Raw genomic sequence first — 13,089 nt, forward strand, 5'->3', positions numbered from 1 at the left:
TTCCAGGGCTTCTACTGAGAGCCTCTGAACTCCGGCCCCTCCACGACCAGTCCGGCCACCAGCGCGCCCGACATACCGGCGTGCGGGAGTCCGCCGCCAGGGTGCGACCAGCCGCCGACGGTGAACAGGCCCGGTATCGCCGTGCTGTTGGACGGGTGCAGCATGGTCCCCCCGGCCGAAGCCAGTGCCGGCGCGGGCACACCGCCGCCCTCGGCCCCGGTCTCCTCCCGCGTGTGCACAGGCGTACGCACCTCGCGCCACAGCGTCCGCTCGCGCAGACCCGGTATCGCGCGCTCGGCGGCGGCCACCATCCGGTCCGCGAACGCGTCGGCGGCTCCGGCCGCGGTCCAGTCGTAGCGCGTCTGCGACGGCACCGTCGCCGTGAGCACCACGGACTCGTGGGCGTCGTCGGGGCGCAGGGCCGGGTCGTCCGGCCGGTCGATCCGTACGGTCGGATGCTCGGGCGGCACCCCGCGCGCGAAAAGGTCCCACTCGGCCTGCGGGTCCGCGCTGTGCACCACCGTGCGGTGCGGCGCGTCCGCCGCTCGTGCGCCGCGCAGCGCCAGGCAGACCACGACCCGGCCGGTCGCGGTGCCCTCGGGACGCGTCTCGACGGCGCCCGCCTCGTACAGCTCACGGCCCCGCAGCAGGTCACTCAGCCGCCAGGGGCCGCTGCCGACGACGGTGTCCGCCTCCGCCACTCTCCCTCCCCCAGAGCCGAAAGCCTGGGAGGTGGCCCCAGCGAGCTCCAGCCCCGCCGCCCGGCCGTCCTTCTCCAGGATCCCGGTGACCTCGGCGCCGAAGTGGAACTCGACCTTCCGAGCCACGCACCGCTCGTACACCGCGCGCGCCAACTCCCGCATCCCGCCGCGGACATACCAGGTGCCGAAGGCGTGCTCCATGTACGCCAGCACGGCGGCGCTCGCCGGGGTGACGCTCGGGTCCAAGCCGTACGCGAGCGCGTGGCTCTCCAGGAGCGCGGTGAGCCGGGGGTCGCGCAGCTCCCAGGCGCCGATCTCGGCGAGTGTGCCGGCCCGGCGGGTGCGCAGCAGCCGCTTGTGGGGGACCGACGGATAGGGCTCGCGCTCGGCCAGCACCGACCAGTTCGGCCACAGGGGCTCCTCCAGGAGCGGTCGGCGCGTCCGGTCCCAGGCCTCGCGGGCCCGGACCAGGAAGTCGCCCCAGCGCTGCCCGGCGCCCCACCCGAGCGCCTCGTCCAGGGCCGCGACGACGCCCGCCCGCGAGGCGTTCGGCAGCGACACCTCGGTGCCGTCCGCGAAGACGTGCCGCGACGACGGGTCGACCTGGACCAGCTCGACGCGGTCCTCCAGCGGCTCCTTGCCGGTCTTGACGAACAGGTCGCGGTAGACCGCGGGGAGGGGGAGGAGCCCGGGGCCGGTGTCGAAGCGGAACCCGTCGCGCTCGAAGCGGCGCACCGCACCTCCGTACGTCTCCGTACGCTCGTACACCGCCACCCGGTGGCCCGCGACGGCCAGCCGGGCAGCGGCCGCCATCGCGCCCATCCCGGCGCCGATCACCGCAATCCGTGCCATGCCTGCGACTTTATCGGCCGCCACCGACAATCCGGCCGGGCGGCCGTGCGGACGCCCGGACCTCGGCCAGGGGAGTACCGGCACGGACGCGATCGTCACCAGTCGATGGCACACCGTCCTGGGCCTGAGTGCGTACGGCTGAGTATCCGTACCTAGTGGCTGAGTTGAGTACGCGCGCGGATGGGGGCCGACCTGCGCGAACGAGAGAGTGGAGGCACGGAAAAGGGGCGCGGCTCCGGCACCGGCGACACGGGGCGCCGGAACGGAGCGGCCCCCGGATCCGCTCCTTCCGCCGGCCGATGTCGGCGGGAGCGAGGCACGGGGGAACCCGGAGATGACCGAACGGGGCCCAACGGGGGGAACGGGGAACGGGGGAGCAAGAGGAAGCGCCGGTTCGAGGTGGCCCGCGGGGGACGCGGCCACACCGGACCGGCGCTTTCGCATGCGGCCGTCTCAGCCGGGTCGTCCCAGCCTCAGCCGCGTCGGCTCAGCAGCCCGTGCAGCGGACTGCTCAGCCCCTCCCGCTCACCCGCCCCTGAAGCAGCCGGGACAGCGCCGCGTGCACGTCGTCCAGGGAGCGCTCCGGCTGGAAGGCCTGCCAGTCCAGGGCGGCCACCAGGACCATGCCGACCAGCGCCGCCGCGGTCAGCGGGATGTCGATCTCCTCGCTGAACTCGCCGTTCTCCACGCCCTCGCGCAGCACACCCTCGACGACCGCGACCGCCTCCTGCCGGACCACCATCAGCGTGGACTGCCAGGCCCGGTTGGTGCGCCACAGCTCGGCCACGTACAGCTGGGTGAACGCCGGATAGCGCTCTATGAAGACCAGCCCCGCGCGGATCATCGCGTCCAGGGCGTCCACCTTGCTGCCGCCGCTCCGGGCCGTGCGGTCGGCCGCCTCCCTCAGGGAGGCGGTGAGGAGTCCCACTCCGTGCCGCAGCAGCTCCTCGAAGAGGACGGACTTGCTCGCGAAGTTGTAGTAGACCGTGCCCTTGGCGACTCCGGCACGCTCGGCGATCTCGTCCACCGTGGTTGCCGAGAAGCCCTGCTCGGCGATGAGCGTGACGGCGGCCTCGTAGAGCTTCTGCCGGGTTGCCTCGCGGCGCGTGCTGACAGCCGGCGTGGTGCTGCTGCTTTCCATGGCCCTGATTGTCACAGGAACGGTCACACCAGGAGTCACGGCAGGGCTCATAGGGTCAGCTCCGGGTGCAGCCGTTCGAGCGTCCACACCTGACGGCGGCGGGCCGACACGGCGGTGAGCGCGAGGGCTCCCGCGGTGAAGGCGGCCAGCACCACGCACGCGTGCCACACCGGTCCGAGGCCGCCGCCGGTGATGAGCCTCCTCAGGGCCTCGACGACGTAACTCATCGGCAGGAAGGGGTGGATCGCGTTGAAGAAGCCGGGGCTGGTCTGCACCGGGTAGGTGCCGCCCGCGGACGTCAACTGCAGCATCAGCAGGGCGAGTACGAGAATCCGGCCCGCCGCTCCGAAGTGTGCGTTCAGCCACTGCACGATGGCTGCGAAACACGCGGTCACCAGGAACAGGAAGCCCACCGTTCCGGCCGCCCGGGCCATCTCCAGGCCGACCGCCCAGTGCAGCACCGCCATCAGGGCGACGGTTTGCAATACGCCGATCGCCACCACCGGCAGCCAGCCCGCCAGCGCGATCCGCCACGCCGAGGCGCCCGCGGCGAGGGCACGCCGGTTCATCGGCGCGATCAGCATGTAGGCCACCATCGCGCCCACCCACAGGGACAGCGGGATGAAGTACGGGGCGAAACCGGTGCCGTAGTTGGGCGCCTTGTGCAGGTCCTTCGAGGCGAGCTGAACCGGATCCGCCATGACGTCGGTGCGCCGGTCGCGGTCCTTCTTGTCGTGGTCGGGGATCTGCTCGGCACCGTCGTGCAGCCCGTCGGACAGCTTTCCGGAGCCGTCCACCAGCTTGTACATGCCGCCGTTCAGGTCCTCGGCGCCCGTCTTGAGCTCGCCGACGCCCTCGTCCAGGTCGGTCGCGCCGGTCTCGGCCGTACCGAGGCCTGTGTGCAGCCGCTTCGCGCCCGCGGCGACTTTCCCGGCGCCCTCGTTCAGCTTGTTGATCTTCGATACGGCGTCGTCGAGGTCCTCGGAGAGGTGCGGCGCCCGGCCGGCCAGCGCCTGAGCCTGCTCCTGGAGGGTGCCGAGGTGGCCGTCCAGCTCCCTCAGGTCGCCGTCCTGGTCGGCGACCAGGGTGTTGACGTCGTCGGCGACCTTCGCCACGTCGGCGGCGGCCTGCCTGGCTTCCTTCAGGTCGGCGCAGGCGGCGTCCGGCAGAACGGGGTCCTCGCAGCGCGCCTTGTAGACACTGTCCAGCGTGTCGGAGGCCGTGTGGGCCCCCTTGGCGGCGGTCGGGGCCGTCTTCACCAGGGTGTCGAGGTTGTGGAGGATCGCGCCGGCGGAGTCGGCGACGAGCCGGGCGGTGTCACCGATGGCCTTCTCGTTGTCCTTCAGGAAGGGGCTCAGCCCGTCCGCGACCCCGTTGATCTTGTCGGCGAGGGTCTGGGTGCCCTCCGCGACCCGCTGCGAGCCGTCCGCCAGGTCGCCCGCGCCCTTGTCCAGCTTCGTCAGCCCCTTGGAGAGCTTGCCGCTGCCCTGCTTGGCGTCCTTCAGGCCGTCGGCTAGGTCCTTCGACCCTTTCTCGGCCTTCCCGATGCCTCCTTCGAGGTCGTCGGCCCCTTTCGCAGCCTTGACCGTCTCGCTGTGGATGTCGGAGAACGAGATGAAGATCCGGTCCAGGAAGGACCGTGACGCCTTCGTGGAAGCGGCCGCCCGTACCTCGCTGAAGACCGTCCGGGAGATCTGCCCGACGATGTAGTTGTTCGCGTCGTTCGTACGGACCTGGAGCGCACCCGTCTGAGGTAAGTCGCCCGAGCTGGAGGCGATCCGGCGGCTGAGGTCCGCCGGCATGGTCAGCGACAGGTAGTACGTGCCGTCCTCCACGCCCGCGCGTGCCTCGTCGGCGCTCACCTCGTGCCAGTCGAACGTCCTGCTGTCGCGCAGCCCGTCCGTGATGTCGTCGCCCGCCGTGATCCTCTTCCCGTCGGCCCTCGCGCCCTTGTCGTCGTTCACCAGGGCCACGGGGACGCGGTCGAGGCGCCCGTACGGATCCCAGAACGACCACAGGTACAGGGCGCCGTACAGCAGCGGCAGCACCAGCAGCGCGACCAGGGCGGCGCGCGGCAGCTTCCCCCTGCCGAAGCGGCGCAGCTCAAGCGCGGCCAGTTTCGGCGAGCGCATCGGCCTTCTCCTCCTGGCTCTCAAGGGGCTGCCGCGTGCAGACCCTTACGGTGTCCTCGGGTGCCTCGCTGCACACCGCCACGACCGTCGTACCGGCCTCGGCGAGCGACCTGAGCAGTGCCCAGACTTCGGCGCGTTCGGCGTCGGACAGCTTCAGGTCGGTGTCGTCGACCCCGAGCAGACGCGGCCGTCCGATCAGCGCCAGGGCGATCGACAGCCGCAGCGCCTCCAGCCGCTCCAGATCGCGTACGGCGGTCCGCGCGCCCTTGGGCGGGGACTCCCGGTCGAGACCGGCGGCGGCGAGCGCGGTCTCGATCCGCAGCCGTGCCTCGGCGAGCCGCTCGGCACGCGGCCGCAGCAGACCGCGCACGGAGTCGCCGAACCGCCGCTGGAGCAGCGCCCGTTCCCGCAGGTGCTCCCCGACGGTCAGGGCCGGGTCGAGATCGGTGACGCCGGCGACATTGGCCAGGGCGCTGACGCGCCGCACCGCCGCCAGCTGCTTCGGCAGCCGCGCCGCGCCCACGGCCGCCGTCCCCTCGGTGGCCTTCATCCGCCCGGTGAGCGCGAGCAGCAGGCACGTACGGCCCGACCCGGACGGACCTTCGATCGCGATCAGCGAACCGGGTTCCGCATCGAGGTCGATCCCGCGGAACGCCCAGCCGCGCGACCCCTCGAGCCCGAAGCCCTCGGCGGTGATGCCGACTCCTGCCACAGCTCTCCCTGACTCTCTCGACTCCTTGGACTCCTTGGACTCCTTGAGAGTCGAACTTCTTGTACTGACTGGTCAGTACAAAAACTATCCCGAACGCGCGATCGAAGCAAAAGCCCAGGTCAGAACGGATTGTCAGTGCCATACCTCACGATGGACACATACGGCCACAGAGCCGTCACACAGACGACAGGAGGTTCGTCATGGCCAGCTACCACGCAGCCGCCGCCCGCCGGCGCCGCGCCACCGGCCCTGCCCCCTCACTGAACGGCCCGGCGAGCGACGTGCACCCTGTGCTGCGCCGGGCCACGGCGCCACCCGCAGCCCTCGACCTGCTCGCCCAGGCCCGCGCCGGACTGGACGAGGCCGCGACCCTTCAGACGCCGAACGAGCGCTATGCGATAGCCCACCTCGCCGCCCTGCGTACCGCCGCCGCGGTACTCGCCGCGCGGGGGCGCCCGGAGACCACCCCCCGACGCCGTGCCCGCATCCGGAGCGCTTGGGAAGTGCTCCCCGAAATCGCGCCCGAACTCGCCGAGTGGAGCGCGCTGTTCGCCGCCGGAGCCCGGCGCCGCGCCCGGGCCGAGGCGGGCATCCAGGGCGCGGCCAGCCACCGGGACGCCGACGATCTGATACGCGACGTGGCGATGTTCCTGCGCCTCGTCGAGCGCATGCTGGTGCTCCAGCCCGTCCTGCCCCAGCCACGCCAGGACGCGGACCGGCCCGAGGACCACGACAGCACCGACCGTGACTTCCCGGACGCGGGATGACGGGCCGGGACCCGGGCACGACACGGCGGTGACCAGGTGCGGCACCGGAGGCAATAGGGTGGGAGGCGCCTGAAGCCTTCCCCTCCCGCGCCTCGGGACGGGCAAGGCGCCCCGTTCGCTCCGCCGCGCAAGAGGCGGTGCCGCGCCGAGGAGTCAACAACCGTGTCGGACCCGATGCGCCCACCGGTCTCCCACCACCGCCCTCAACCGACGTCGCTGCGCTCCGGCCCCTCTCGATCCCGCGCCTCTCTCCGTACCGCCGTGGTCTGGGAGGTCCTCCAGGACGCCCTGGACCGCCGCGTGAAGGCCACGGGACGTCAGGTGCTGGACGTCCTCGACACCGGGGGCGGCAGCGGCAACTTTGCCGTGCCCGTCGCCCGCCTCGGCCACCGCGTCACCGTCGTCGACCCGAGCCCCAACGCGCTGTTCGCCCTGGAGCGCCGCGCCGCCGAGGCCGGCGTCGCCGACCGGGTGCAGGGCGTCCAGGGCGACGCCCACGGCCTCTTCGACGTGGTCGAGCGGGATGGCTACGACGTGGTGCTGTGCCATGGCGTCCTGGAGTACGTGGACGACCCCGCCGAGGGCGTGCGCAACGCGGTCGCCGCCCTGCGCTCCGAGGGCGTGCTCAGCCTGCTCGCCGCCGGCCTCGGCGGTGCCGTGCTCGCGCGGGCCCTCGCCGGCCACTTCAAGGAGGCCAAGCAGGCCCTCGACGATCCGAACGGCCGCTGGGGCACCGGCGACCCCGTGCCGCACCGCTTCACCGCCGAGCAGCTCACCGAGCTGGTCGAGGGGGCGGGCCTCGCGGTCGGCGCCGTGCACGGCGTGCGGGTCTTCGCCGACCTCGTCCCCGGTGTGCTCGTGGACACCGAGCCCGGAGCCCTGGAAGCGCTGCTGAAGCTGGAGGAGGCGGCGGCCGAGCTCCCCGCCTTCCATTCCGTGGCCACGCAGCTTCATGTGCTCGGTGAGACCCGGGGGGCCGCCGAGGGCTGAGCGGCCTCCCCTCCTGCGTCGCTGATCAGGGCCTGGGGTGCACATGGAGTACGCCACAGGCCCCCCGATCGAGCGCTCCGCGCCGTATGATCGAGGGAGACCGCCCGGCATGACGGGTCGGCTCCTGGGGAATGGAAGCCTCAGCGGGCCGGAACGTTCATGACGGAATCCGGTTGGCCAATTGGCGTAGAGGGGCGGGTTTCACGGGGGCGATTCCCTGCCTATCCTTAAGGGACCCCCCGAGTCGCCCCGGCGACTGCACGATGAGGAGGACTCCGTGCCGCTCTCGGAGCACGAGCAGCGAATGCTCGAGCAGATGGAGCGAGCGCTGTACGCCGAAGATCCCAAGTTCGCGACAGCGCTTGAGGGAAGCGGGCTGCGCACGTATACCCGGCGACGGGTCTACCAGGCGGTCGCGGGCTTCCTCGTGGGTATCGCGCTCCTCATGGCCGGTATGGTCGCCAAGCAGGTGTGGCTCAGCGTGGTCGGCTTCCTGGTCATGCTCGGCTGTGCGGTACTCGCCGTAACGGGTTGGCGCAAGGCCCCCAAGCCAGGCGAACAGCCCTCCGGTGGTCCGCAGGCAGCCCGCGGCCAGGGACGGCAGCGGCGCTCCATGATGGACCGGATCGAGCAGCGCTGGCAGCGTCGGCGCGATGAACAACAGGGCCATTAGCCAGACCAACAGCTCTCGCTTCTGCGTGAGGGGGTGACCACCCACCGGGTGGTCACCCCCTCACGCACGCCCGCGCAACGGCGCCAAGGCCGTCCTGCACAGGCCCCCGCCCCTGGTCGTGATCACGACCAGGGGCGGGGGCCTGAGCTTGAAGGGAATCCTGAAGGGAAATCAGGCCGGGAGCCCACTCACCCCCGCTGGTCCGACGGCTTGCGCAGAGTCGGTCGTGCCGCCGCCGCGCGGGCCTTGACGCCGGTCCACCACTCCGACGCCGCCCAGACCACTCGCACAGTGGAACGCGGCGCCAGCACCGCCCGCAGCTTCGTACCTCGCTCGGCGGTGCCGTGCAGCGCGCCGATCACCCGGCGGACGTCCTCCGCGAGCCCCGCCGTCGGGCGCGGCCGCGGCGCGTAGAGGAGCTGCTCCACGGCGTCCGCGACGCGGTGCATCGAGGCCGCGGCCGTCGGGTCGAGATGCCCGAGCCGGACGATCCGGGCGGCCGCCTTGCGCGGGGTCTGCGACTCGTCCGGCAGGATCCCGAAGTCCCACGCCGTATCGGTCAACTCCTGCCAGACCGCCAGGGTGTGTGCCGCCAAGTCCGCCTCCGTACGACGACCGAGCCCGCCCAGCCGTACGGCCCGGGTTCGCAGCCGCCACAGCATCGGGGCCAGCGGGATCGCCAGGACAGCGAGGCCGCCGAGGGCCCACCACAGGATCGCGGGCCACATCGGACCGCCGTCGTCCTTGCCCAGGGCGGCCTGCGGGGACTCGCTCTCGCACGCCTGAAGCTTCTTCTCCTCCGCCGTGCAGCTCTCGCTCGCCGAGGGCGCGGCCGAGGGCGCCGAGCTCGCCGACCGGGACGGTACCGCCGGGTCCGGGAGCGTGCTTCCGGGGGCCTCCGGCACGGTGTACGTCGGCACCGAACCGCGGTTCGGGGTCGGCTCGAAGCGGGTCCAGCCCACGCCCTCGAAGTACAGCTCGGGCCAGGCATGGGCGTCCTTCAGCCCCACCGACACCGACCCGTCCGCCTGCGGGGAACCGGGCGCGAAGCCCACCGCGACCCGCGCCGGTATGCCCAGGGACCGGGCCATGGACGCCATCGCGAACGAGAAGTGGACGCAGAAGCCCTGCTTGTCCCTCAGGAAGCGGGCGATCGCCTGCGAGCCGCTGCCGACCTGGACCTGGGTGTCGTACTCGAAGCCGCCGGTGATGGCGAAGTAGTCCTGGAGGGCGACCGCCTGCTGGTAGGGGTTCGTGGCGTCCGCGGTGATCTCGCGGGCGGTCCTGGCCACCACCTCCGGCAGCGAGTCCGGCAGCTCGGTGTACTCGCGCCTCAGGGCCGCGGGCGCCGCCGGGGCCGAGGAGAGCTGCTCGGCGGTCGGCTGCACTTCCAGGCTCTTCACCTCGTACGTCGCACCACGCGTGGTCTGGCCGTGGTCGCCGACGAGCGTCATGCCCTCGGGTTCGTAGCGCCAGTTGCCGTTGATCCGCACGCCGCTGGGCGGGTACGGCATCGGCAGCCAGTTCTGGGCGTAGGAGTCGGACGCCGAGATGATCGTCTCGATCTCCGTGCGTTTGATGTCCGGAGCGAGGCCGATCGGGGTCGGGAACTCGCCGTCCGGTACGGCGGTGATGGCCCGCTTGGACGGCTTCCAGGTGGTGCCGTCGAAGTCGTCCAGGGACACGATCCGCAGGTACAGGTTCGAGACGTCGGTGTCGGTGTCGGTCTGCAGGGACATGACCTGACGGTCCTCGTCCACGTTCAGACTGTCCCGCAGCGTCACCAGCGGGTTCACCGCGGATATCGTGCCCCCGCCCCCACTCCCTGAGCCCACGCCCGTCCCGGCGCCGTCCAGCAGCCCGCCGTTCATCGCGGGCAGGGCGAGCGGCACCACGAGGGCGACGCCCAGCGCGACCACACCGATGCGCCGGCCGGTGCGGACCGGCGCCACCGTCCCGCCGGACTCCGCACCCGGAGCACCCGGAGTGCGCGCCGCCCCGCCGAAGACGCGGCCCCACTGTGCGAGCCGCTCCCGTCCCTCGGCCAGGAGCAGCAGCAGATAGCCGGCCGCCGCGACCAGGAACCACAGCCAGTCGGTCCCGCCGTCGGACAGCCCGGCGGCGACGGAGTACAGCGCGAGCAGCGGCAGTCCGGCCGGGGCCGCGCTGCGAAAGGTCACCGCGAGCGTGTCCACCGCGAGACCGATCACCAGGACGCCGCCGACGAGCATCAGCCGGATGCCGTCGGACTCCAGCGGCGCCGGGATCGCGTACCGCGCTATGTCGTCGCTGCCCTGCTGGAGCAGGTCGGCGAAGTGGACGAAGGCGTCCGGCCCGGGGATCAGCCCGGCGAAGGCCTGCTCACGCGAGAAGGTCAGGGTCAGCAGCACCAGCGTGACCAGGGCCTGCGCCGCCAGGGTCAACGGTCGGGCCAGCGGCACCCGCCGGGCCGCCGCGCCCACGCCCGTCTGCACCGCCAGCAGGAAGGCGGCCTGCAGGATCCAGGTAGCAGGCTCCACCAACGGCAGCAGGGCGCAGGAGGCCATCAGCGTGGCCGCCCAGGAGCACAGCGTCAGTCGTGCCCGCCCGCTCATGATCCGTCCCCCCTGCCCGCTACTGCGACGCCCGTGCGCTCCCGGTCCGCCTGACGCCACAGGTCGCTCAAGGAAGCGCCCCGCGGCACGCTCAGCGCCGTCCAGCCCGCCTCACGCAGCATCCGCAGCCGCTCCTCGCTCCTGTCCAACGGACCGGGCACGTCGCTCGGTTCCCGCACCCAGGTGTCGCTGTCCAGCACGAAGGCGACCGCCCCTCCGCTGCGCTGCCGCATCTTGGCGGCCACCGCGGCCTGCTCCTCGTCGAGGTCGCCGAAGAACGCCACCAGCAGTCCTTCGGTCCCGCTGCGCAGCACGTCGTACGCCCGGGACAGACCGGTGCCGTCCGAGTGGTCGATCACCGCGAGGGTGTCCATCATCATTCCGGCCGCGTCCGCCGACTCCTGGTTCGCGCCCGCGAACCCGTCGGCGCCCTCGCCGGGCACGGAGTTGCCGGTGTCCGTCAACAGCCGCACGGAGAAGCCCCGTTCGAGCATGTGCACCAGGACGGAGGCGGCGCCCGCCACGGCCCACTCGAAAGCCGAATCGGGTCCCGCACTCTGGAAGGCGAGGCCCCGGGTGTCGAGGAGCACCGTGCAACGGGAGCGCTGCGGCTGCTCCTCGCGGCGCACCATCAGCTCGCCGTAGCGCGCGGTGGAGCGCCAGTGCACCCGGCGCAGGTCGTCGCCGTAGCGGTACCCGCGCGGGATGAGGTCGTCCTCGCCGGCCAGGGCGAGCGAGCGCTGGCGCCCCTCGCCGTACCCCTTCGCCTCGCCGCTGAGGCGCACCGGCGGCAGCGGCTCCACACGCGGGATCACGGTCAGGGTGTCGTACGTCGAGAAGGACCGGGTCAGCTCGCACATGCCGAACGGGTCGGTCAGGCGCAGCTGCAACGGGCCCAGCGGATAGCGTCCGCGCAGATCGGAGCGGACGCGGTAGGACACCTCGCGGCGCCCGCCCGGCTCGACCCGGTCGAGCACGAAGCGGGGGCGCGGACCCAGCACGTACGGCACCCGGTCCTGGAGCATCAGCAGGCCCGTGGGCAGCCGCGAGACGTTGTCCATCCGCAGATGGACGCGGGCCTCGCTGCCGGCGGGCACGCGCGCGGGGGAGAGCCGGCGGCTGCCGGCCACCCGGTAGCGGGTGCGGTAGAGCACCGTGGCGCAGATCAGGGGCAGCACGGCCAGCAGCAGCCCGACCCGCAGCAGATCGCTCTGCCCGAGGACGTACGCGCAGATGGCCGCGGCGATTCCGGCCGCGAAGAAGGAGCGGCCGCGGGTCGTCAGTCCGGCCAGGGCTGTGCGCACACCGCCCTTGTCGCCCCGGTCGGCCTCCGCGCGCCCAAGCCCGCCAGTGGTCATCAAAGCCTCCGCGGCCGCTGCTGCGGGTACGCGGGCGTGCCGCGGCCCAGCCCGAGGCCGCTCTGCTGGGGCGCCGCGGGAACCGGGGTCTGCTGCAGGATCTCCTGCACCACCTGCTCCGACGTACGGCGGTTCAGCTGGGCCTGCGCGGTGGGCAGCAGACGGTGCGCCAGCACGGCGACGGCAAGGGCTTGCACGTCGTCCGGCAGCGCGTACTCCCGGCCGCTGAGGGCCGCGGCCGCCTTCGCCGCGCGCAGCAGGTGCAGCGTCGCGCGGGGGGAGGCGCCGAGCCTCAGGTCGGGGTGCGTGCGGGTGGCGGCGACCAGGTCGACCGCGTACCGCCGGACCGTGTCGGCGACGTGGACGCCGCGGACGGCGTCGATCAGCTTCACGATCTCGTGTGCGTGCGCCACCGGCTGGAGGTCGTCCAGGGGGTTCACCCCGCCGTGGATGTCGAGCATCTGCAGTTCGGCCTCCGCGCTGGGGTAGCCGATGGAGACGCGGGCCATGAAGCGGTCGCGCTGGGCCTCCGGCAGCGGGTAGGTGCCCTCCATCTCGACCGGGTTCTGGGTGGCCACCACCATGAAGGGGCTGGGCAGCTCGTATGTCTGCCCGTCGATGGTGACCTGGCGCTCCTCCATCGACTCCAGCAGCGCGGACTGGGTCTTCGGCGAGGCGCGGTTGATCTCGTCGCCGATCACGATCTGCGCGAAGATGGCGCCCGGCTTGAACTCGAAGTCCTTGCGCTGCTGGTCCCAGATGGACACACCAGTGATGTCCGAGGGCAGCAGGTCGGGCGTGAACTGGATGCGGCGCACCGAACAGTCGATGGATCGCGCCATCGCCTTGGCCAGCATGGTCTTGCCCACACCGGGAACATCCTCGATCAAGAGATGTCCCTCAGCGAGCAGCACGGTCAGCGAGAGCCGTACGACCTCGGGCTTTCCTTCGATCACGCCCTCCACCGAACTGCGTACCCGCTCCACCACGGCGGTCAGATCAGTAAGGCTCGCTCGATCGTCATAGGTCGTCACCCGGCCCTCCTCGGCCCGTTCTTTCCGGGCCGACGCTCTGTGATGCGTAACCGGCCCACCCCGAAACACGGACACCACACGTGAAAAGTTCCGCGTGTTGCCACAACCGCATTCTTGCTGCCGTTACCGATTCGT

The 13,089-nt window shown here is 72.1% G+C and carries 11 protein-coding genes; 4 read left to right on the top strand and 7 right to left on the bottom strand.

Translation table 11 applies throughout. The features are described 5' to 3' along the window. Positions 1-11: 11 nt before the first annotated feature. On the bottom strand, positions 12-1,553 hold the full coding sequence (locus CLM62_RS47740; RefSeq protein WP_095756170.1) for an NAD(P)/FAD-dependent oxidoreductase: 1,542 nt from the start codon (positions 1,551-1,553) through the stop codon (positions 12-14). On the opposite strand from CLM62_RS47740, the gene CLM62_RS50600 reads away from it, so the two are divergent. Continuing rightward, on the top strand, positions 1,552-1,695 hold the full coding sequence (locus CLM62_RS50600; RefSeq protein ID WP_179382534.1) for a hypothetical protein: 144 nt from the start codon (positions 1,552-1,554) through the stop codon (positions 1,693-1,695). The genes CLM62_RS47740 and CLM62_RS50600 overlap by 2 nt on opposite strands. Positions 1,696-2,064: 369 nt before the next feature. On the opposite strand, the gene CLM62_RS47745 is transcribed toward CLM62_RS50600, so the two are convergent. Genes CLM62_RS47745 through CLM62_RS47755 form a run of 3 tightly spaced genes read right to left on the bottom strand, consistent with a single transcriptional unit; the run spans position 2,065 to position 5,538 of the window. Continuing rightward, complete coding sequence (locus tag CLM62_RS47745) at positions 2,065-2,694, bottom strand: TetR/AcrR family transcriptional regulator (RefSeq protein WP_095756171.1); 630 nt, start codon at positions 2,692-2,694, stop codon at positions 2,065-2,067. Between the two features lie 47 nt (positions 2,695-2,741). Then, the gene (locus CLM62_RS47750; RefSeq protein ID WP_095756172.1) at positions 2,742-4,826 is read right to left on the bottom strand and encodes a YhgE/Pip family protein; all 2,085 of its coding nucleotides are present in this window, start codon (positions 4,824-4,826) and stop codon (positions 2,742-2,744) included. Continuing rightward, positions 4,798-5,538, bottom strand: coding sequence for an ATP-binding cassette domain-containing protein (locus CLM62_RS47755; RefSeq protein ID WP_095756173.1), 741 nt, complete (start codon positions 5,536-5,538; stop codon positions 4,798-4,800). Before CLM62_RS47755 ends, CLM62_RS47750 begins: the two co-directional genes overlap by 29 nt. A 200-nt stretch (positions 5,539-5,738) precedes the next feature. Between CLM62_RS47755 and CLM62_RS47760 the strand changes: the two genes are divergently transcribed. The 3 genes from CLM62_RS47760 (at position 5,739) to CLM62_RS47770 (ending at position 7,968) form a co-directional block, all read left to right on the top strand. Continuing rightward, on the top strand, positions 5,739-6,305 hold the full coding sequence (locus CLM62_RS47760) for an SAV_6107 family HEPN domain-containing protein (RefSeq protein ID WP_095756174.1): 567 nt from the start codon (positions 5,739-5,741) through the stop codon (positions 6,303-6,305). Positions 6,306-6,467: 162 nt separating this feature from the next. Next, positions 6,468-7,295 (top strand): methyltransferase, encoded by an 828-nt coding sequence (locus CLM62_RS47765; RefSeq protein WP_179382535.1) that lies wholly within the window; start codon positions 6,468-6,470, stop codon positions 7,293-7,295. A gap of 277 nt (positions 7,296-7,572) precedes the next feature. After that, entirely contained in the window at positions 7,573-7,968 is a 396-nt protein-coding gene (locus tag CLM62_RS47770; RefSeq protein WP_095756175.1) for a DUF3040 domain-containing protein, read from the top strand. 188 nt (positions 7,969-8,156) lie between these two features. Here CLM62_RS47770 and CLM62_RS47775 read toward each other — a convergent pair whose 3' ends face one another. The 3 genes from CLM62_RS47775 to CLM62_RS47785 are packed head-to-tail and all read right to left on the bottom strand — an operon-like array spanning position 8,157 to position 12,954. Continuing rightward, the gene (locus tag CLM62_RS47775; protein WP_179382536.1) at positions 8,157-10,562 is read right to left on the bottom strand and encodes a DUF3488 and transglutaminase-like domain-containing protein; all 2,406 of its coding nucleotides are present in this window, start codon (positions 10,560-10,562) and stop codon (positions 8,157-8,159) included. Continuing rightward, positions 10,559-11,920: a DUF58 domain-containing protein gene (locus tag CLM62_RS47780; protein ID WP_095756176.1), complete on the bottom strand. Its 1,362-nt coding sequence runs from the start codon at positions 11,918-11,920 to the stop codon at positions 10,559-10,561. Before CLM62_RS47780 ends, CLM62_RS47775 begins: the two co-directional genes overlap by 4 nt. Then, positions 11,920-12,954: a MoxR family ATPase gene (locus CLM62_RS47785; RefSeq protein WP_095756177.1), complete on the bottom strand. Its 1,035-nt coding sequence runs from the start codon at positions 12,952-12,954 to the stop codon at positions 11,920-11,922. The genes CLM62_RS47780 and CLM62_RS47785 overlap by 1 nt, the downstream gene beginning before the upstream one ends. Between the last annotated feature and the right edge of the window lie 135 nt (positions 12,955-13,089).

It is taken from the genome of Streptomyces sp. SA15 (assembly GCF_002291145.1).
Classification (GTDB): domain Bacteria; phylum Actinomycetota; class Actinomycetes; order Streptomycetales; family Streptomycetaceae; genus Streptomyces.